Source organism: Desmonostoc vinosum (assembly GCF_059505385.1).
Genome location: NZ_JCACKM010000296.1, coordinates 4,566 through 23,873, shown reverse-complemented (window position 1 = coordinate 23,873; position 19,308 = coordinate 4,566). Strand labels below are relative to the sequence as shown.

General features: G+C 41.5%; 13 protein-coding genes. 9 read left to right on the top strand and 4 right to left on the bottom strand.

All coding sequences use genetic code 11. The features are described from left to right. Nucleotides 1-22 precede the first annotated feature (22 nt). Entirely contained in the window at nt 23-1,018 is a 996-nt protein-coding gene (locus tag AC5JMF_RS30575; protein ID WP_495799466.1) for a cyanophycin synthetase, read from the bottom strand. 611 nt (nt 1,019-1,629) lie between these two features. Here AC5JMF_RS30575 and AC5JMF_RS30570 point away from each other — a divergent pair. From AC5JMF_RS30570 to AC5JMF_RS30540, 7 genes are all read left to right on the top strand, one after another. Further along, the gene (locus AC5JMF_RS30570; protein WP_495799465.1) at nt 1,630-1,866 is read left to right on the top strand and encodes a hypothetical protein; all 237 of its coding nucleotides are present in this window, start codon (nt 1,630-1,632) and stop codon (nt 1,864-1,866) included. Between the two features lie 779 nt (nt 1,867-2,645). Then, nucleotides 2,646-4,226 carry a phosphoglycerate dehydrogenase gene (gene serA / locus AC5JMF_RS30565; RefSeq protein ID WP_495799464.1) on the top strand — a complete coding sequence of 527 codons (1,581 nt, stop codon included), beginning with the start codon at nt 2,646-2,648 and terminating at the stop codon, nt 4,224-4,226. A 316-nt stretch (nt 4,227-4,542) separates the two neighbouring features. Continuing rightward, complete coding sequence (gene prmA, locus AC5JMF_RS30560; protein ID WP_495799463.1) at nt 4,543-5,463, top strand: 50S ribosomal protein L11 methyltransferase; 921 nt, start codon at nt 4,543-4,545, stop codon at nt 5,461-5,463. A gap of 88 nt (nt 5,464-5,551) precedes the next feature. After that, nucleotides 5,552-6,652 carry a D-alanine--D-alanine ligase family protein gene (locus AC5JMF_RS30555; protein WP_495799462.1) on the top strand — a complete coding sequence of 367 codons (1,101 nt, stop codon included), beginning with the start codon at nt 5,552-5,554 and terminating at the stop codon, nt 6,650-6,652. Nucleotides 6,653-6,985: 333 nt separating this feature from the next. Continuing rightward, a complete protein-coding gene (locus tag AC5JMF_RS30550; protein ID WP_495799461.1) occupies nt 6,986-7,642 on the top strand; it encodes a hypothetical protein in 657 nt (218 codons plus the stop codon). Between the two features lie 324 nt (nt 7,643-7,966). Continuing rightward, on the top strand, nt 7,967-8,161 hold the full coding sequence (locus AC5JMF_RS30545) for a hypothetical protein (RefSeq protein WP_495799460.1): 195 nt from the start codon (nt 7,967-7,969) through the stop codon (nt 8,159-8,161). A 180-nt stretch (nt 8,162-8,341) separates the two neighbouring features. Beyond that, entirely contained in the window at nt 8,342-8,944 is a 603-nt protein-coding gene (locus AC5JMF_RS30540; RefSeq protein ID WP_495799459.1) for a hypothetical protein, read from the top strand. A gap of 115 nt (nt 8,945-9,059) precedes the next feature. Here the strand turns inward: AC5JMF_RS30540 and AC5JMF_RS30535 are convergent, their stop codons facing one another. Then, complete coding sequence (locus AC5JMF_RS30535) at nt 9,060-10,349, bottom strand: Glu/Leu/Phe/Val family dehydrogenase (RefSeq protein WP_495799458.1); 1,290 nt, start codon at nt 10,347-10,349, stop codon at nt 9,060-9,062. A gap of 366 nt (nt 10,350-10,715) precedes the next feature. Here AC5JMF_RS30535 and AC5JMF_RS30530 point away from each other — a divergent pair, with 366 nt between their 5' ends. Beyond that, nucleotides 10,716-14,714 carry an ELWxxDGT repeat protein gene (locus tag AC5JMF_RS30530; protein WP_495799457.1) on the top strand — a complete coding sequence of 1,333 codons (3,999 nt, stop codon included), beginning with the start codon at nt 10,716-10,718 and terminating at the stop codon, nt 14,712-14,714. A gap of 41 nt (nt 14,715-14,755) precedes the next feature. On the opposite strand, the gene AC5JMF_RS30525 is transcribed toward AC5JMF_RS30530, so the two are convergent. Next, on the bottom strand, nt 14,756-16,261 hold the full coding sequence (locus AC5JMF_RS30525) for a carotenoid oxygenase family protein (protein WP_495799456.1): 1,506 nt from the start codon (nt 16,259-16,261) through the stop codon (nt 14,756-14,758). A 198-nt stretch (nt 16,262-16,459) separates the two neighbouring features. Beyond that, complete coding sequence (locus AC5JMF_RS30520) at nt 16,460-17,893, bottom strand: folate/biopterin family MFS transporter (protein WP_495799455.1); 1,434 nt, start codon at nt 17,891-17,893, stop codon at nt 16,460-16,462. Between the two features lie 552 nt (nt 17,894-18,445). On the opposite strand from AC5JMF_RS30520, the gene AC5JMF_RS30515 reads away from it, so the two are divergent. Continuing rightward, nucleotides 18,446-19,308: calcium-binding protein (locus AC5JMF_RS30515; protein ID WP_495799454.1), on the top strand; the 863-nt coding region annotated here is incomplete at its 3' end.

Here is a 19,308-nt window from a genome sequence, read left to right as displayed (position 1 = left end):
AAGTCTTCAGACGGACATAATATTATATCTCATTCTCTAATGCTATAAGAACTTTGAGATATAAATTTTCTACTCTTTTCATTTGAGTTTCTCCAATTGAGGCATAGTGAAATAATCCAGGAGAACCATTAACTTCAAGAGTGGTGTAATCTGCTAGTGGCAAAGTTATATCATCAGCAATAATATCCACTCCTGCTAATCTCAGATTCATATCTTTTGTGATATGAATCGCTAACTTCTGAAAATCAGGATGAATACTCTCAGTTAAATCTACTGCTTCACCTCCAGTTGATAAATTTGCATTATCTAAAAGATAAACAATAGTATCTTGGGGTATAACGCTATTAAAATTTAGTTTGTATCTTTGTAGGTTTTTTTTGATTCTATAATCTTCAAAATCTATAATTTTTCGACGACTATTTTTAATAAAAGTGTCTTGTTTTTGCTGCATAAGTTCTAAAACAGTAGATTTTCCGTTCCCTGTTATAGATAGAGGAATCCTTTGATATGCTGAGAAAACTTCGTGATCCAATACTACGATTCTATAGTCATTACCACTATAGAATCGTTCCACGATGAATCCTGAGTTGTCTTTTAAAATTTTTTTGGCTACTTGATAATATTCTTTTTTATTATAAACTTTTGTTACCAATATTCCTTGACTAAGATTAATTGGTTTAACAATAACAGGAAATCCTATATTTTTAGCGTAATCAAAGCCGGCATCAACATTTCTAGAATTAGAAATTTTTTCACATAACTCTTCACTAAAAAATGTTTGACCTTCAGTAACATTATAGCCAAATTGCTTCAAATAAAAGCTTGCTATATTTTTATCTTTGACTATTTCTGCTGAGCCAAAACAATTAATGTCAAATTTATTGTTACGAAAAAAGGTTTGATGCCCGTTCTTAAACTTAATACATCCCACAAAACTATATTCTGGTTCTACTACAACAACTGCTCCTACTTGCTCTGCTACTTTCTGAATTATTGAGGTTACAAAAGGCGTTTTCATTCTTATTGTCTATAATTTAAGCGCAAAAATTTTAACTAATTTATAGAAATTGGTCAAGATAAGCTGTTCCACATATAACTTGCATAATTAGGGCGGGCAAGATGCCCACCCCACAAGAGTTTTATTTAATTTGATTATGTAATTTAGATGTTTTTTAGCTTAGTAAAATTTGACAATATTCAATAGGAACTAGGGACTAGAGAAGAGAAATTTTTATTGACTGCGACGAGAAACTTCAACAAAAGTATGGGTAGCAAGGAAAGTCCCACAAATTTGGTAATAGGTAATTGGGATTCTATTTTCTCGGATGCAACTATTAAAATTTGAAAACAATTTATATATTTTAATTACTATTTATAATTTTACTGATGTAAATTTATACAAATTATGCGATTAAAATACTTTTGCTATTTCTCATTTCATTTTTCTTTTTTCGCTTGCCAGTTAAGGCATTGAGGGTAACTTGGCTAATTTACCTCTTGTGCTAAGTATTGACAATTTATAAATAATCGAATAACAAGGTGGCAGCATCTTTAAAAAGGCGTTACTGTTATCCTCGCCAAGAGACTCAGTAACGCTACTTACTAAACTTCATACGGATAACATCAATCATGCCACAAAATACGGAATACAAAGCTACCAACTCAGAAACTCAAGCGATCGCCTACAAAGAACGCTTGAATTCATGGGCGATCGCTCGTTTACTTCCTGATACACAAAGGCAAATTGTAGCTCGCTTCCGCAATCGCTCTGATGCAGATGGCTATATGCAGCACCTGTGTCAGATAGTACCTAACGCTTCTTTTATGGTTGTCTTTGATTGTCAACGCGAAGAAGTTGTAAATTAGCTCACGATCAAAAACAACGTAGATACAGCAAAAGAATTGTCTATCCAAAGGGATAAAAAGAAAACGAATCCCTACTAGCAGGAAAAAGCTAGTAACTCAGAGGAAATTACAAGTATTAATTTTTGAAATTTTGCATCTTGCCGCTACGCATCTACATCCTTTTATCGCCACATACCCTTTGAGCTATAAAACAAAAATACCCACTCAAAGTGGGTATTTAACTTTACTAAACATCATACAAAAATATCGTGCTAACATACTAACTGCTTGACAATAGCTTGTCTAGTGGTGTGCCAAGACAAACTTAAGAATTTGATAAGATTTAAGTATGTAGCACAATTCATGCTCTTTTATTTAGCGATAACATGGCGCAAATAGCCATCTAAATTTTAGATACACAGAGATACTGCGAGCATAGGTGAGTGGGATTTCGTATTTTGATTAAGAATAGAAATTTCCAACACCGAATTGAACAAAAATATTGCACGCAGTCCCTACTCATAACGCAAGTTAAGAATTATGCGTAAAGATTGTATATTGAAACAGGATATAGGAGTGTAAAGGTTTTCCTCGACCAATATTCCGACAATCACAAGCCGCCTTACCCAAACCCTTAATTTGTTGTTTTCATGTGTCCGCTCTGTCTGATACCATCATCACCAGAGGTAAATGATGGTTAAATCGATATTAAAACAAATAATTTTTACTGAATCGTAACGGATAAAGACTAGACTAAAAAGTCTTGTATAGCAAAACCTGTAGCTTGAAATGAAATAATTATGTCCAAGGTTCTTGTCTCCGATCCTATTGACCAAGCTGGAATTGATATTCTTTCCCAAGTTGCTACTGTTGATGTTAAAACAGGGCTAAAACCAGAAGAACTGTTAAACATCATAGGTGAGTATGACGCGCTGATGATTCGTTCCGGCACGCGTGTTACTAAAGAAATCATTGAAGCTGGCACACAGCTAAAAATTGTTGGCCGTGCTGGGGTGGGTGTGGATAATGTGGATGTTCCCGCAGCCACGCGCCGAGGAATCGTTGTTGTCAATTCTCCCGAAGGCAACACCATAGCCGCCGCCGAACATGCGATCGCCATGATGTTAGCTTTGTCTCGCCACATCCCCGATGCGAATACTTCTGTAAAACGCGGTGCCTGGGATCGTAGCAGCTTTATCGGTGCAGAAGTTTACAAAAAAACTCTCGGCATTGTCGGCTTAGGTAAAATCGGCTCCCATGTGGCTGCTGTAGCCAAAGCCATGGGGATGAAACTGCTAGCTTACGATCCTTACATCTCCACAGAACGAGCCGAACAACTAGGCTGTCAGTTGGTAGATCTAGATTTGCTCATGCAGCAAGCAGACTACATTACACTACACATCCCCAAAACACCAGAAACCACCCACTTAATCAATGGTGTGACTCTGGCGAAGATGAAACCTACCGCCAGAATTATTAACTGCGCTCGCGGTGGTTTGATTGAAGAAGCAGCTCTTGCAGCAGCCATCAAAGATGGCAAAATAGCGGGTGCAGCCTTGGATGTGTTCGAGTCAGAACCGCTAGGTGAATCTGATTTGCGATCGCTAAACAAACAAGTCATCCTTACCCCCCACTTGGGAGCCTCAACCACAGAAGCTCAAGTCAATGTTGCCATTGATGTTGCTGAACAAATTCGCGATGTTCTACTAGGACTACCAGCACGTTCAGCAGTCAATATTCCCGGACTCGGCCCCGATGTCTTGGAAGAACTCAAACCTTACATGCAACTAGCAGAAACTCTAGGGAACCTAGTAGGACAACTAGCTGGCGGTCGAGTAGAATTACTGAATGTGCGATTGCAAGGTGAACTGGCAACCAACAAGAGTCAGCCTCTAGTAGTAGCAGCCTTGAAAGGGCTACTTTACCAAGCCCTGCGGGAACGGGTAAATTACGTCAACGCCAGCCTAGAGGCTAAAGAACGGGGAATCCGCGTGATTGAAACGCGGGATGCCTCCATCCGTGACTACGCCGGCTCATTGCATCTAGAAGCCACAGGCTCTCTTGGCACTCATTCTGTGACGGGTGCTTTGTTAGGTGAAAGAGAAATCCACCTCACAGACGTTGATGGTTTTCCCATTAACGTCCCACCCAGCAAATATATGCTATTCACCCTACACCGCGACATGCCAGGAATCATTGGCAAACTCGGCTCTTTACTCGGCAGTTTTAATGTAAACATTGCCAGTATGCAAGTAGGGCGTAAAATCGTCCGTGGTGATGCAGTGATGGCACTCAGCATCGACGATCCATTGCCAGAAGGGATCTTAGACGAAATTGTTAAAGTCCCTGGCATTCGAGACGCATATACGGTAACACTATAGTCGGGATAAGCTTACTTAATCAGTTACCAGTTATCAAAATTCTGATAACTGATAACTGAATTTATGACCGAATAATTCGTAATCCGTAATGACGCTCGTACCTCGCTACCGCTTCGCTAACGCTATCGATGACTCGCTACCGCTGACGCTCGTACCTCGCTCTAAGCGAAGCTATGCCGTAGGCTTTACGCTAACGTAACTCGTAATTACGGACAAAATTAATAACTAATTCATTACAAATTACGCGCCTCGCAGCAGTCGCTTTTAGCGTCTCGTAGAGAGCGTCATTAGCAATTACGAATTGGAGCAAAGCGACTTGACAAATACTTGGTGGGAACTCAAGATTTTATGTGAGCCAGATCTAGAAGATTCGGTCTTTTGGCGACTAGATGATTTTGGCTGTCGTGGTACAGCTAGTGAAACGAAAGGAAATTCTTCTTTGGTGAAGGCTTACTTACCCAGATTTCAAGCGCAGTTATTAGATTTGGCGGCGCTATCGTTGTGGCTGCGTCAAGATGCTCTGTGCGTAGGACTGTCATCTCCCACTCTAGATTGGCAGTTGATAGACGAAGAAGACTGGGCAAGTAGCTGGAAACAATACTGGCAACCCCTAGAAATTGGCGATCGCTTTTTGGTTAATCCCGCATGGCTACCATTACCCGAAGCCTCGACACGGTTAGTCATTCGCCTCGATCCTGGGGTTGCATTTGGCACTGGTAATCATGCCACTACGCAGCTATGTTTGGAATCCTTGGAAATGCGGTTAAGTGAAATTCCGCAATCTTTTGTGAATACTAACGATCAACAAGAACCCCCAGTAATTGCAGATATTGGTTGTGGTTCTGGTATCCTTGCAATTGGAGCATTGCTACTGGGAGCCAAGAAAGTTTATGCAGTAGATAATGACCCTTTAGCAGTGCAATCAACTATTAGCAATCGCACACTCAACGATATTAATTCAGAGCGTTTATTACCTGCACTAGGCAGCGTAGATGTTTTAACACAGCTAATTTCTCAACCAGTGGATGGTATCGTCTGCAATATTTTGGCTGATGTGATTATAGAACTAATCCCACAGATGAATGCGATCGCTAAACCCAGCACTTGGGCAATCTTTAGTGGCATTCTACTCGAACAATCCAAAGCTGTTGCCGATGCTTTAGAAAAACATGATTGGGTAGTTGCTACCCTATGGAAAAGAAAAGAATGGTGTTGCTTGAACGTGCGCCGTTCTTGAGACAGTAAATTTTTATCATTAAGACCGCAGTGGCGTAGCAGGAAAGTTATGATACGCTATCTGCTTGAGGAATGTAGAGGTACTAAAAATGACTAAGCTGCGCGTGGGGTTATTGTTTGGTGGTCGTTCGGGAGAGCATGAGGTTTCGATAAGCTCAGCACGAGCGATCGCTAAAGCCTTAAGTGCAGGGCAAAATCTCCATAAGTACGAAATACTACCTTTTTATATTCAAAAAGATGGCCGTTGGTTAGCAGGAGAAACACCCCAAAAGGTTCTAGGAACTGGTATCCCCCTATTAGAATCTCCTGTAGCAGCACTGGAAGCGCCAAATCTAATACCCAACTCCCAAACCCTCAGCAAATGGCAATCACCTGCTCAAGTTAATGAAGTGGATGTTTGGCTTCCCATTCTCCACGGCCCTAACGGTGAAGACGGGACAATTCAAGGACTACTCACCTTAATGCAAGTCCCTTTCGTTGGTTCTGGGGTATTAGGTTCTGCAATGGGTATGGATAAAATAGCTATGAAAATGGCTTTTGAGCAAGCAGGACTACCACAGACGAAGTACAAGGCTTTAACTAGAGCGCAAGTGTGGTCTAATCCCTGTGTGTTTCCTAAATTATGTGATGAAATTGAAGCAACATTAGGTTATCCCTGTTTTGTCAAACCTGCTAATTTAGGTTCATCAGTAGGCATTGCCAAAGTGCGATCGCGCTCTGAATTAGAAACAGCATTAGATGCTGCTGCTGGTTATGATCGACGGCTAATCGTAGAAGCTGGTGTTGCTTCCCCTAGAGAAGTAGAATGTGCAGTCTTAGGAAACGACCAACCCCAAGCCTCTGTTATAGGCGAAATTACTTATAGCAGCGATTTTTATGATTATGAAACCAAATATACTGAAGGTAGAGCAGATTTACTGATACCAGCCCCGATTCCCGATGCGATCGCTCGTCAAATTCAAGACATGGCACTACAAGCATTTATGGCTGTTGATGCTGCTGGTTTAGCAAGAGTAGACTTTTTCTATGTAGAAGCCACAGGAGAAATTTTGATTAACGAAATCAACACCCTACCTGGCTTCACTGCAACCAGCATGTATCCCCAACTCTGGGCCCACAGTGGTATCCCTTTTCCAGAATTAATCGACCGATTGATTCAATTGGCTCTGGAAAGGCATCCTGCTAGTTGAAGGGGAGTGGGGAGTGGGGAGATGAGGGAGATGAGGGAGTAATTTTCTCCGCGTCCCCGCGTCCCCGCATCCCCGCATCCCCGCATCCCCGCATCCCCGCATCCCCGCATCCCCGCGTCCTCTTCCCCACTCCCCACTCCCCACTCCCCACTCCCCACTCCCCAATTACAACGAAAAGTAGCAAAAAAGACAGATTTTTTGAAAAAATTTGTTTTATTTGGTAGCTTTTGTATTACAAAAAAGCTACTAAATCCCAAGTTTCGTTACGGATACATGATTCTTCGCTCCTCCAGTACAATCGTGGACTAGAGGGGTACAAATCTGAAAGTAATCATGGAAAATAGTCAGAATGTACAGCATGAGCCAACCCAAATTATAGGGGCTACTCCAGAGCTGACAAACAGTAAATCGATATCAATCAAAAGCTCAAGTATTCTGATAAATCTGGTTGCACACCATCCTTGGCTATTATTCACTGGGTTATTAGCCATGCTTTTAGGAAGTGCGGCCGTTGCCTTGTACAGCATAAGTCATGTTGGGCGTGTGGCAGAGGAAGAACCAGAAAAAATCCCAGAAGTTGTGGTTGAGCAGCCAATTACAACGCCCTCTGAGAATAGCAATCCTACGCCTTTGTGGATGGTAGCAGCGATCGCTCTCAGTTGTGGTAGCGGTTGCTTAATTATTTTCCGACTTTTTAACCGTTCCAAGCAACCACTAAAAGTCCCAAAACCAAGTATCAACCGCCATCAAGCACACTTAACACAAAGCCGCTACCCGAAGACAGAACCACGCCTTCCCAAAAATCCGCCGGTTTTTGTCCCACAGCAACAATTGACGCCAGTGACACCGCTAACAGCAAAATCAAAACCACTGGTAACAGTTCTGCCTCCAGAACACAAGCATCACCTAGATAAACGCCAAGAATCTTTAGCAGAATTATTGGACATTCGCAAACAAAGTTCGCTGTCTACCATATTACAGAAAAATTAGTTTCAAAACCTTTGGTGCATTAAGAGTCAACATTTAAAGAAAAATTGGGTAAGGTCGAAATAGATCCTTACCCAATTTTTTTCAGTATTAAAAGTAAGAGTGGCGATCGCGTGCCTTGGTGTCATTTTCCTGATCGTGATTGTAACTTATGCAGACAACTGCATTTGTCTTGAGTCTAAAGTAAGAAATTTAATCTATTTATTTATAACTGGAGTATAGTTTAATCTCTAAAAAATGCCTTTAAAAATAAAACATAGATATTACACATGAGTTTTATTTAAACAATGTGTAGTAACTACTTTTAACGTAAGTGAGGCCACAATCATGACAACTCAAATTATAGAACGCGATGCATTAATCGAGTTATCCACAGCAGAGCAAGAAGTTCTTTCTGGAGGATATGGAGGATGCAGAAAAAAATATGATTTTTGCGTCTATCACCACCATCATCATACAAGTGATAAGTGTAATGGAGATGGATGTAAAAAGGATTACTTTGGTAAAAACTCTGAAGAGTAACCCTTTATTTTGAAAGGTTTAGGGGTGTAAGGGTCTAGGTGTACAAAACCCTTACACCCCTAAATCCATATTTACTTGTCATAAAAACTAGGCTAAAAAAAGTACCCTCAGGGGTAATATCTATTTCAACCTATAAAAACTTATGTTTGAGTGGTAAATTTCTCAAGGAAGACAAATCCTATGCTTGTTTCTACCTTTGAAGTTTTGCTCAAACCCCAATTTCCCACTAATCCAGGAGGTTTCAACCAGATTAGCCGAACAGTTATTCAAGGCTATTTCTTGACCATTGCTAATGTTAACTTCTTTCCTGTCACCGTATCTCTAGTCTTTACAATTAAGTTTCCCGCAGATCCTACTGATCCCGCAGAGACACCTACTTCATTTAAAGACTTTATCAATGCTGTCGATATTTCTGGACAGAACCTTTTTTCGGGGGCTTTTTCTCAAGCTACCCTTGTGCCAGAAATAGTGCCTCAGAATAACAAAGCACGACTGACATTCACAATTCCTGATAACACTACTAGCTTACTCATACTGCAACCTGATTTTATTAACCAACCTGGACTACTAACCGCAGCCAATTTTGAGGCTCGTGGGTATGTAGAAATTTTCTTATCCTCGCTCTCAGGTTCAGATACTGCCACACTACTAATAACCCCTGAACAGCGGGGTACTTTCTTCAAAGATCTAAAGGGTGAAACTTTAGCTGATATTGGACTTGATCAAATTGTCTATCCCCTCCCAATTAGTAATGGAGGCGTATTCAAGCTTTCTAATTCGTAGATGTTTGGGGAGTGGGAGCGGGGAGATGAGGAGGACGCAAAGCTACGAGTAGCGTCTTTGCCAGGAGAAGGGATGACGGATGACAAACGACAATTCCCCACTCCCCACTCTCTACTCAAGGATAAAGACCTCTAACAGTAAGCGCTTGAGCTACACGACCTACGCCTAGCGTATAAGCTGCAAGCCGAAGATTAACTTGTCGTGTCTTTGATTGTTGAATTACCTGATGGTAGGCTTGCACCATCAAATGTTCCATTTCGCGGTTGACGCGTTCTTCATCCCAAAATAGATATGAAAGACCTTGCACCCACTCCAAATAACTGACAACGACACCGCCAGCATTCGCCAAGATATCTGGTAGCACTGTCACACCCCGCGCTTCTAACAACTGATTTGCTTCAAGAGTCACTGGGCCGTTGGCAGCTTCTGCGACAATTTGCGCTTGGATTTGATGAACATTTTCTTGAGTAATTTGGTTTTCTAAAGCTGCTGGAATTAAAACATCACAGGATAGAGTTAGTAAATCTGCGTTGCTAATTGCGATCGCTCCTGGAAATCCTACAATACTCTTGTGGTTTTCTGCGGCGTAGGCTTTTAAAGCTGGAATATCAAGACCATTTTGAGCAAATATTCCTCCTGCTCCTGTAGAAACGGCAATAATCTTGGCTCCTGCTTGGTATAATAATTCTGCTGCTGCACAGCCAACATTACCGAAACCTTGAATAACTACTCTCACCCCTACTAGAGATTGACCTCGATCTGTCAGTGCTTCACGTACAATAATCATCACACCGCGTCCGGTTGCCATTTCTCGTCCCCGCGAACCACCAATAGCAAGCGGTTTACCAGTGACAACTCCTGGTACAGCGTGACCAACATTCACAGAGTAAGTATCCATCATCCAAGCCATTTCCCGCGCCGAAGTACCCATATCTGGCGCAGGGATATCGATGGCAGGGCCGATATCTTTAATTAACTCACTGGTGTAACGACGGGTAATGCGTTCTAATTCACCAACACTATAGCGTTTGGGATCTATGGGGACACCTCCCTTCGCGCCACCGTAGGGAATACCTAACAAAGCACACTTCCATGTCATCAGCATCGCCAGAGCTGATACTTCTCGTAATGTGACGGCTGGGTGATAACGAATGCCACCCTTATAAGGGCCCAAAACATCAGAGTGTTGTACTCGGTGTCCAGGGAGAACCCGTACCTCACCATTATCCAATTTGACGGGGATGGAAACTGTCACCACTTTGCGTGGATGACTAAGAATTTCTAGTAAACCTTGATCTAATTTTAATTCTTTAGCTGCTGCCTCCAGGTAGCTACAAGCCTGGTCATATGGGCATATGTATGCCGGAGAAGCAGCTTCTAGTGGTAGTAAAGATTTGGAAATCATAAAATTTTCTCCTCTTCGCGGTATTTTCGCGAACCGGATTATGTACGCCTAGCTTATCCTGTTTTTCTGCGGAACTAGGGTATTTGTAAATTTTGTTAAAGGCTAAAGCTTAACCACACACCAAAATTGCGATCGCCGAAAATCCTAGTATTTATACGGTTTTTTATCTTGGCAAATTTCATATAAAAAAGACAATACTTACGTAAAATGCGTGTTCTGTATTTTATATCAAAGTTTCCTACAGGCGGCGCACCACCCGCTACGAATAAAATAAACACTTTTTTCTCACTCCCTACTCTCGGTCACTGAGCAGAGTCGAAGTGCCACTCCCTATGTCCTAACACTTAAATTAGAATTATCCAGCTTATGTTACAAAAAAAAAGTTATATCCAAGAGGTAGCATTTTTACCTATCACAATCAAGGCTTATGGGGCAGCATTAAACTCTGAGCCATACATAGTCAAAGATATAAATACATCATTATTAGACTTTTCTAATATATATAGTTTGACCAACGTCAATGACGCATCTTACTTTACTGCTTACGATCCTACTAACGGGGCCGAGTTGTGGAAAATCGACAACACTACAGGTGATGTGGTGCTGGTTAAAGATATCAATCTCGGTTCTGGAAGTTCCTATCCCAATAATCTAATCAACGTCAACGGTACGCTTTACTTCAGTGCTTTTGACCAAACCAATGGCACTGAGTTGTGGAAAATCAACAACAGCACAGGTGATGCAGTCCTGGTCAAAGATATCTACCCAGATTTCATCAGTTCCAATATCAACAACCTCCTCAACGTTGATGGCACGCTTTACTTCACTGCTTATAACCCAACTAACGGTCTTGAGTTGTGGAAAATCGACAACACTACAGGTGATGCAGTCCTGGTTAAGGATATTAATGTCGGGTCGGGAAGTTCTTCTCCTTACAGCTTGACTAATGTCAACGGCACGCTTTATTTCAATGCTACTGACCCAACTAACGGCAGTGAGTTGTGGAGAATTGACAACGCCACAGGTGATGCAGTCCTGGTCAAGGATATTAACGTCGGGTCTGAAAGTTCTTCTCCTTACAGCTTGACCAACATCAACGGCACGCTTTACTTCACCGCTACTGACCCAATCAACGGCAGTGAGTTATGGAGAATTGACAACGCCACAGGTGATGCAGTCCTGGTCAAGGATATTAATTCGGGTTCTGGAAGTTCCTTTGTTAACAACCTGATTAATATCAATGGCACACTTTACTTCACCGCTACTGTCCCAACCATCGGCACTGAGTTGTGGAAGATTGACAACGCCACAGGTGATGCTGTCTTGGTTAAAGATATTAATGTCGGGTCGGCAAGTTCTTATCCCAATAGATTTACTAATGTCAACGGCACGCTGTACTTCAGTGCTACTAACTCGACTAATGGCAACGAGTTGTGGAAGATTGACAACACTACAGGTAATGCTGTCTTGGTTAAAGATATTAATGTCGGGTCGGCAAGTTCTTACCCCTACAACTTAACCAATGTCAATGGCACACTTTACTTTACCGCCACTGACCCGACCAACGGTAATGAGTTGTGGAAGATTGACAACGCTACAGGTGAAGCAGTGTTAGTCAAGGATATCAATGTCGGGTCTGGGAGTTCCTCTGCAAATAACTTAACTAACGTTAATGGCACGCTTTATTTCACCGCCACTGACCCAACCATCGGCACTGAGTTGTGGCAAATCAACGCCACGGGTGAAGCAGTCCTAGTTGAAGATATTAATTTGGGGTCTAGCAGTTCTTCTCCTAGTAACCTCAAGAATGATAACGGCACACTTTACTTTAGTGCCACTGACGGCATCCACGGGTATAAGGTGCGAAAAATTGATAGCACTACTGGTGATGTGGTGATTTTGAGGAGTTCATTCCTGAGTTATCCTTCCTATCCCCAAAATCTCACCAACGTTAATGGCACGCTTTATTTCACAGCTACTGACTCGACCAACGGCACTGAGTTGTGGAAAATCGACGCCACGGGTGAGGCAGTGCTGGTTAAAGATATTAACCCAGGTCTAGGCAATTCTGCGGCTAATAACTTAACTAACGTTAACGGCACGCTTTACTTCACAGCTACTGACACAACCAACGGCACTGAGCTATGGAGAATCGACAATGCCACGGGTGAGGCAGTCCTGGTTAAAGATATCAATTTGGGAGTTGATAATTCCTCTCCCAGTAACTTGATTAACGTTGATGGCACACTTTACTTTACCGCTTATAACTTCAACAATGGGGCTGAGTTGTGGAGAGTTGATAACACCACAGGTAACGCAGTGGTAGTTGATGTTTATCTTGGTCAGGGAAGTTCCTCACCTAGTAACTTAATCAACGTTAATGGCACAGTTTACTTCACTGCATATAGCCCTAGTCAAGGAACTGAATTGTGGAAGGTTGACAACACCACAGGCAATCCATCCTTAGTTAAGGATATTAATCCGGGAGTTACAAGTTCTACCTTAACTAACTTAACCAACGTCAATGGAACGCTTTACTTCACTACTGATGACGGCATTAATGGCACTGAGTTGTGGAGAGTTGACAATACCACAGGTGAAGCAGTGTTAGTCAAGGATATCAATGTGGGGTCTGGAAGTTCTTCTGTTAATAACTTGACCAACGTTAATGGTACGCTTTACTTCAGTGCTTTTGACCCCACTAACGGCAATGAGTTATGGAAGATTAACACTACGGGTGAGGCTGTAATTGTTCAAGACATCAACCCAGGTTCTGCAAGTTCTTCTGTTAATAACTTGACCAACGTTGGTGGCACGCTTTACTTCAGTGCTGATGACGGCATTAAAGGCAATGAGTTATGGAAGATTAACACTACGGGTGATGCTGTAATTGTTCAAGACATCAATTTGGGTTCTGGGAGTTCTTCTTGCAGTAACTTGACCAACGTTGATGGCACGCTTTACTTCAGCGCTTTTGACCCAACCAACGGAAATGAGTTGTGGAAGATTGACAATCTCACAGGTGAAGTGGTGTTAGTTGAAGATATCAATGTCGGGTTTGGGGGTTCTTCTGTCAACAATCTAACCAATGTTAATGGTACGCTTTGCTTTACTGCTAATGACGGTATCAACGGCAATGAGTTATGGAAGATTGACAAAGTTACGGGTGATGCTGTGCTTCTCAAGGATATCAACACAGGATCTAAAGGTTCTGCTGTTAGTAGCTTGACCAACGTTAATGGTACACTTTATTTTACTGCTGACAATGGCATTATTGGAACGGAACTTTGGGCTGTGTCGCTCAATAATGCACCAGTTTTAACTACTGAAATTAATGATCAAGCAGCTATTGAGGATAGTCTTTTCAGCTTCACTATTGCCAATAATACTTTCAGCGATGTAGATGCTGAGGATACGATCGCATATGCAGTTGAGTTAGAAAATGGTCTCTCATTACCTAGTTGGGTGACTTTTGATGCGACAACTGGTATTTTTAGCGGTACACCGACCAATGCAGATATCGGTAGTTTGAATATCAAAGTCACAGCTACAGATGATTTTGGGGCTAATATTAGTGATGTGTTTAATTTAGCGATCGCCAATGTAATTCAAGGTACTGCAAATGCAGACAACCTCATTGGTAGCAATTATGTAGACATTATATCAGGACTTGAAGGTAATGACACACTTCAAGGGCTGGATAATAATGATACTCTCAATGGTGGTGCTGGGGATGATACTTTAAATGGTGGACTTGGCAACGATACATACATCATAGATAGCTTTGGGGATATAGTCATTGAAGACTTGAATGCAGGTATAGATTTAGTTGAATCCTCTATTAATTATCAGCTAGGAAATCACCTAGAAAACTTAACTCTAACTGGAACTCAAGTAACTAACGGTATAGGCAACAACCTCAATAACACCATAACGGGTAACTCTGGCGTTAACATCTTAGTCGGAGGTGCTGGTAATGATAACTTAGCTGGTAATGCTGGTGATGACATATTGATCGGTGGAACTGATCAAGATAAACTGACTGGCGGAGTTGGTCGAGATAGCTTTTACCTAACTGAGACTCTGAGTAGTGGCTTTGATATTATTACTGATTTTAATGTTTTAGAGGACACAATCATTTTATCCAAGTCAGAATTCGGACTCAGCCAAGCAATGGGTATACTTAACGCTAGTATATTCCGGTTAGGGGCTAGTGCTACAACGACAAGCGATCGCTTGATCTACGAGCAAACCACAGGCAATCTATTCTTTGATGCTGATGGAGTTGGCATTGCAGCACAAGCTATCATAGCTCAGTTATCCAACAAACCACAATTGACCAATACCCAAATTGCGATCATGTAGCTGGAAGGATGGGGGGATGAGGGAGAGTCAATAATTACGAATTACGAATTACCCACAAAAACCTCAGAAGTGAAGTTTCCATGTAGCCCATAGGGGATATGATGTTTAAGATGGAGACGTGCGATCGCGCCTTGAGAAAAATCACTCGCATCTAAAATCACTACATCAGATCGATGATGAGTTGCATCATAAACCAAAGCCAGTACCCAACCATCATCTTCTGTCACAGAACCTGGACGCGAAACAAAAATCGGCTCACCGATAAAACCACCAGGCGCAGCACTCCAGAGTTGTCTTGTCCCAGATTCTAGATCAATTTTCAGCAATGCCTGTAAAGGAGCATTACCAGTCTCTGCATGAGCTGCACCTATATACATGTATCGATAAGAACGTCCAACGTTTGCCGGATGTATACTAGGAAACTCACAACAGCGACTCTCAATTAACTTTCGTTGTACCACCCCATCTTGGAGATTAAGATTAAATCGCCAAAGTTGCCCAGGTGAACCTGCTTCAAAATCAACTTGTCGAAAATCGCTTTCTGGCTCTACTTGTGGTAGAGATTGGTAACAAATAGAGTCAATTACAACTTCATCTTTTACCTCATAAGCATTAATGTGGTGGAAGACAAAACCAGACTCAGTTTCGAGAATTTTGACTTGTGTTGGCTCTGTTTTAGGCGTGCGGGGAATAACTATAATTCGAGTTGGCTGATTTGTTTGAAACTTAATACATTCCCCTGCTGCACGAATTCCTAAAGCAACAGGTATGGGATTGAAGGTGACAGGATTTTGAAAAAAGATGCAGTAGTTTGATGTAATGACAAAATCATGAATAAAGCAGAACCCTGGAAAAATGTGAGCGTATTTTCTAACAACTTGACCAGTTGGATTTAGTTCAAAAATAGTAATTGTAGTTGATAATCCAGGCTTAATTGAAAAGTTGACCAGGCAAGGCGCACCCCCATCTTGTTCACAACTAGGGTCAAGACGGGGATGGGCGCCAAAGCCATCGCCAGGTGATAATACACCATCAAAGTATTCTTTTGCTAATGTTTCTAGAGTATAGGGGTCGAGGCGATAAGGTTCAGCAGCTTCCCATAATGCCAGCAGTTTATCACCCCAGTAAATAACATTAGTATTAGCAATACTTTTGAATTTGAAATCGAAAATATTCGCCAACCAACCGCCAGGTTTTTGTGTACCAAATACACCGCGATAAAGAATTTTTCCAGCTTTTTGTTCTGCTAAATAACCCTCAGTTTGAACAAAGCAATTACGAAAATGGGCACGCCCATTTATAAAAGTAATCCGACTAATCATGCCATCGCCATCAAAGGGATGATGAATAGATTGTCCATTGATATCTAGCAAACCAGGGCCATTTCTAAACAAGGTACCTTGAAGTTCTGGAGGAATTTGCCCTTCTATATCATCAATCCAGTAATCAAATTCTTGAGGTAGAGATTCATATCCTCTCTGCCAGTCACCACGAGTGTAAGATTTTGGGGAAATTTGGCTTTCTTGAAGCTTAAAACTCTGCGTCATAAATTTAGTTTTTTAACTCACACCAATTTGGGTAATTCGTAATTCGTAATTCGTAATGACGCGACGCTCCTGTGTCGCTCTAAGCGAAGCTATGCCGTAGGCTTTACGCTGACGCTCGTACCGACGCTCGATGACTCGCTACCGCTACCGCTTCGCTAACGTAATTCGTAATTGAAGCGATTACCAATGACAAATGACTTACTCAACTGCCTCTGATTGGGGTTTTTGCAGCATTAACTCAGAGACGTTGGGCAAAAATAGTTCTTCTCCATTTTTTGCAGAGGCTAGTTGTGATGTTGATGTCTGTGTTTGTTCTTCAGCCGCAGGTAGCCAGTGAAGAAATGCCAGGGGTAATAGGGTACTGAGGTTGGTAATTATAACTAGAAGCCAAAGTGCTTCAAAGTTTTTTTCTGTAATTCCTAACCAATGCATAATTAATGCTCCGAATTCATAGGATACCATTCCTGCTAAATTGAATACTGACATTAACAATGCAAATAATGTTGCTTCAACTCCAGGGGGGCAAAGTCTTGCTGCTAACACCAACACCGGCATAAAGGCAATTTGTCCCATCACAGTAAGAATTAGGTTGTCACCTAAACTAAACCAATGGTCATCTATACCCAGAAGTCGATTTGTGTGAGTGACTAATAGCAGCATTGTCATCCCCAAAGTCGCGGAGATGAAAGTCCCCCAACCAAAAATTACTCGGAAGGGGACAGTTTTAAGAAAACGCTGGAAAATCCAAACACCAATTAAAGAAGCAAAGCTTGTAACTAAACGTACTCGCCCTAAAAATTCTGGTTGGAAGTGAAGTTCGTTAGTGGTGAAGAAGAAGAAAGCAGAGTCAGCAGTTGGAGTGGCTTGCCAGATGAAGAGAAAAGCTGTTGGTAGCCAAATTGCTTTTTGGGTAACGGCTTGGCGTAGCTGCCCAATTTGATGCTTAACGTTGAGGAAGTTGTTATAGTTACTGTCTTTTGTATCTTGACTTAAAGGTAACTCGGCAATCAACCAAGCTACTCCTGAAACGATGAGGGGGAATAAAGCAGTAATCCAAAAAACAGTGCGGGTGGTGAAATGCTCTAATAGCATACCGCTGAAGTAAGCTGTGATCAAGCCCCCGATCGCAGAAGCACCCCAGCACAGAGATTGTAGAGAACCTGCATTTGCCTGCGATTCTATTCTGGCCCGTTCAACAACTAGTGAGTCAACTATTACATCACTCACTGCCACAGAAAGAGAACTTAAAGCGATCGCAATTGTTGCTGTCCAGCTATTATGAACTATTGTCGCAAGACTGATCCAAGAGACAGTTCCTAGTATTCCTGACAAAATTAGATACGGACGCCTGCGATAGCCCAATATCGGAAAACCATCTGAAATAAAGCCAAACACTGGCTTAATCATCCAAGGTAGCGCGACAATTCCCAGCATTGCCGATACTTGAGCTGGACTCAGCATTAGCTCATCTTTGAGGAAAAAGCTAACGGCCAAGCGTGCTAAACCCAAAATTCCTTGGACAAAGTAGACAGTCAGAATTGCAATTAATTCGGCGTTGGGTTCATGACCCAAAAAGATTTTCTCTGTTACTGAGTCTTTGACCTTGGACAAGCCAGAGGAGTGAATCAGCATTTGATGAATATTTTTGAAGTTTTATCGACTTTTATATCATATCGATTTCTTATGACTTTCTGTGTTTGGGGAATTGAGAATTAGCAATACGCTGTGATTTTATGTAAATTGAACACTCAGTACAGCGTTTCTTGTTTTAAATAAGGTACATTTCTTTAAGAATAAGGGCTAGGGGCTAGAAATTAGAGACTAAACCGTACCTTATGTGATTGAAAATTGATGAGAGCGATCGCAACACTTAATTTTTTTTATACGCAACGCGTTTAAGTGTTTTTATACATTCGACAATAATTAAAACTACTACCTAATATTTTTCTTTATAGTTCTTATTTTTTCTTATTTTGTTGATGTTTTTTCATAACTATGTAGTAATTTTTATCCTGTGATAATGATTTAATAATCCAACTAATTGAACAAATATAACTAACTTGATTTTTGCTTCCTTAATCACCACTTAATATTTTTGTTATAAATTTTTACTAAAAATTTTCCGTATATAGTCAGAATGAGAAGAGTCAGGTATCAATCAAATAACACTAAATAATTAGCATTATGGCTCTTATTACTGGTGATTCGGAAGCTAACACCCTTGTTGGCACGAATGATATCGATCAGATTTTTGGGCTTGATGGGAATGATACGATCTCTGGTCGTGGTGGCAATGACGAGATAAACGGTGGTGTTGGAAATGACACCATTAATGGCGATGACGGCGATGATACCATATTTGGTAATGCTGGTAATGACACGATTTCTGGTGGTAGTGGAAATGACACGATTTCTGGTGGTAGTGGAAATGACACAATTTCTGGTGGTAGTGGAAATGACACGATTTCTGGTAATGACGGCAGTGACATAATCTCTGGCGGTATTGGCGATGACAAGCTAGACAGTGGTAATGGCAATGACAGACTAGCAGGAAGTTCTGGCAATGACATTTTAGATGGTGGCAATGGTAGCGATACTGCTGATTACAGCAAACTTGGTGAAAGCATCACCCTTTTACCGACTGGCACACTCGAAAAAGGCGACTTGGGTACAGACCAACTTGTGAAAGTCGAGACTATCATTGCTGATGCTAGTGTACTAAATAATACGATTGATGCATCTACAGCAGTAGGTGCATCGATTAATGTCAACCTGCAAAATCTCACTTTAAAAGTCAATGGCGTTCCTGGCGTTGGGCCATTTAAAGTTGTCAACTTTGATGATGTCAAAGGGACAAATCAAAATGACACGATTGCAGGTGACGAGCAAGATAACCTATTGTTTGGCAATGGTGGCAATGATCTTCTGATTGCCAGTGCGGGTGATGATATTTTAGATGGTGGCAATGGTAGCGATACTGCTGATTACAGCGAACTTGGTGAAAGCATCACCCTTTTACCGACTGGCACACTCGAAAAAGGCGACTT

What these genes read in the sequence shown, in the direction of transcription:
- AC5JMF_RS30530 (WP_495799457.1), top strand. Translation starts at nt 10,716, where the DNA reads ATGTTACAAAAAAAAAGTTATATCCAAGAGGTAGCATTTTTACCTATC.
- serA (WP_495799464.1), top strand. Translation starts at nt 2,646, where the DNA reads ATGTCCAAGGTTCTTGTCTCCGATCCTATTGACCAAGCTGGAATTGAT.
- AC5JMF_RS30540 (WP_495799459.1), top strand. Translation starts at nt 8,342, where the DNA reads ATGCTTGTTTCTACCTTTGAAGTTTTGCTCAAACCCCAATTTCCCACT.
- AC5JMF_RS30570 (WP_495799465.1), top strand. Translation starts at nt 1,630, where the DNA reads ATGCCACAAAATACGGAATACAAAGCTACCAACTCAGAAACTCAAGCG.
- AC5JMF_RS30575 (WP_495799466.1), bottom strand. Translation starts at nt 1,018, where the DNA reads ATGAAAACGCCTTTTGTAACCTCAATAATTCAGAAAGTAGCAGAGCAA.
- AC5JMF_RS30555 (WP_495799462.1), top strand. Translation starts at nt 5,552, where the DNA reads ATGACTAAGCTGCGCGTGGGGTTATTGTTTGGTGGTCGTTCGGGAGAG.
- AC5JMF_RS30545 (WP_495799460.1), top strand. Translation starts at nt 7,967, where the DNA reads ATGACAACTCAAATTATAGAACGCGATGCATTAATCGAGTTATCCACA.
- AC5JMF_RS30525 (WP_495799456.1), bottom strand. Translation starts at nt 16,261, where the DNA reads ATGACGCAGAGTTTTAAGCTTCAAGAAAGCCAAATTTCCCCAAAATCT.
- AC5JMF_RS30520 (WP_495799455.1), bottom strand. Translation starts at nt 17,893, where the DNA reads ATGCTGATTCACTCCTCTGGCTTGTCCAAGGTCAAAGACTCAGTAACA.
- AC5JMF_RS30535 (WP_495799458.1), bottom strand. Translation starts at nt 10,349, where the DNA reads ATGATTTCCAAATCTTTACTACCACTAGAAGCTGCTTCTCCGGCATAC.
- AC5JMF_RS30550 (WP_495799461.1), top strand. Translation starts at nt 6,986, where the DNA reads ATGGAAAATAGTCAGAATGTACAGCATGAGCCAACCCAAATTATAGGG.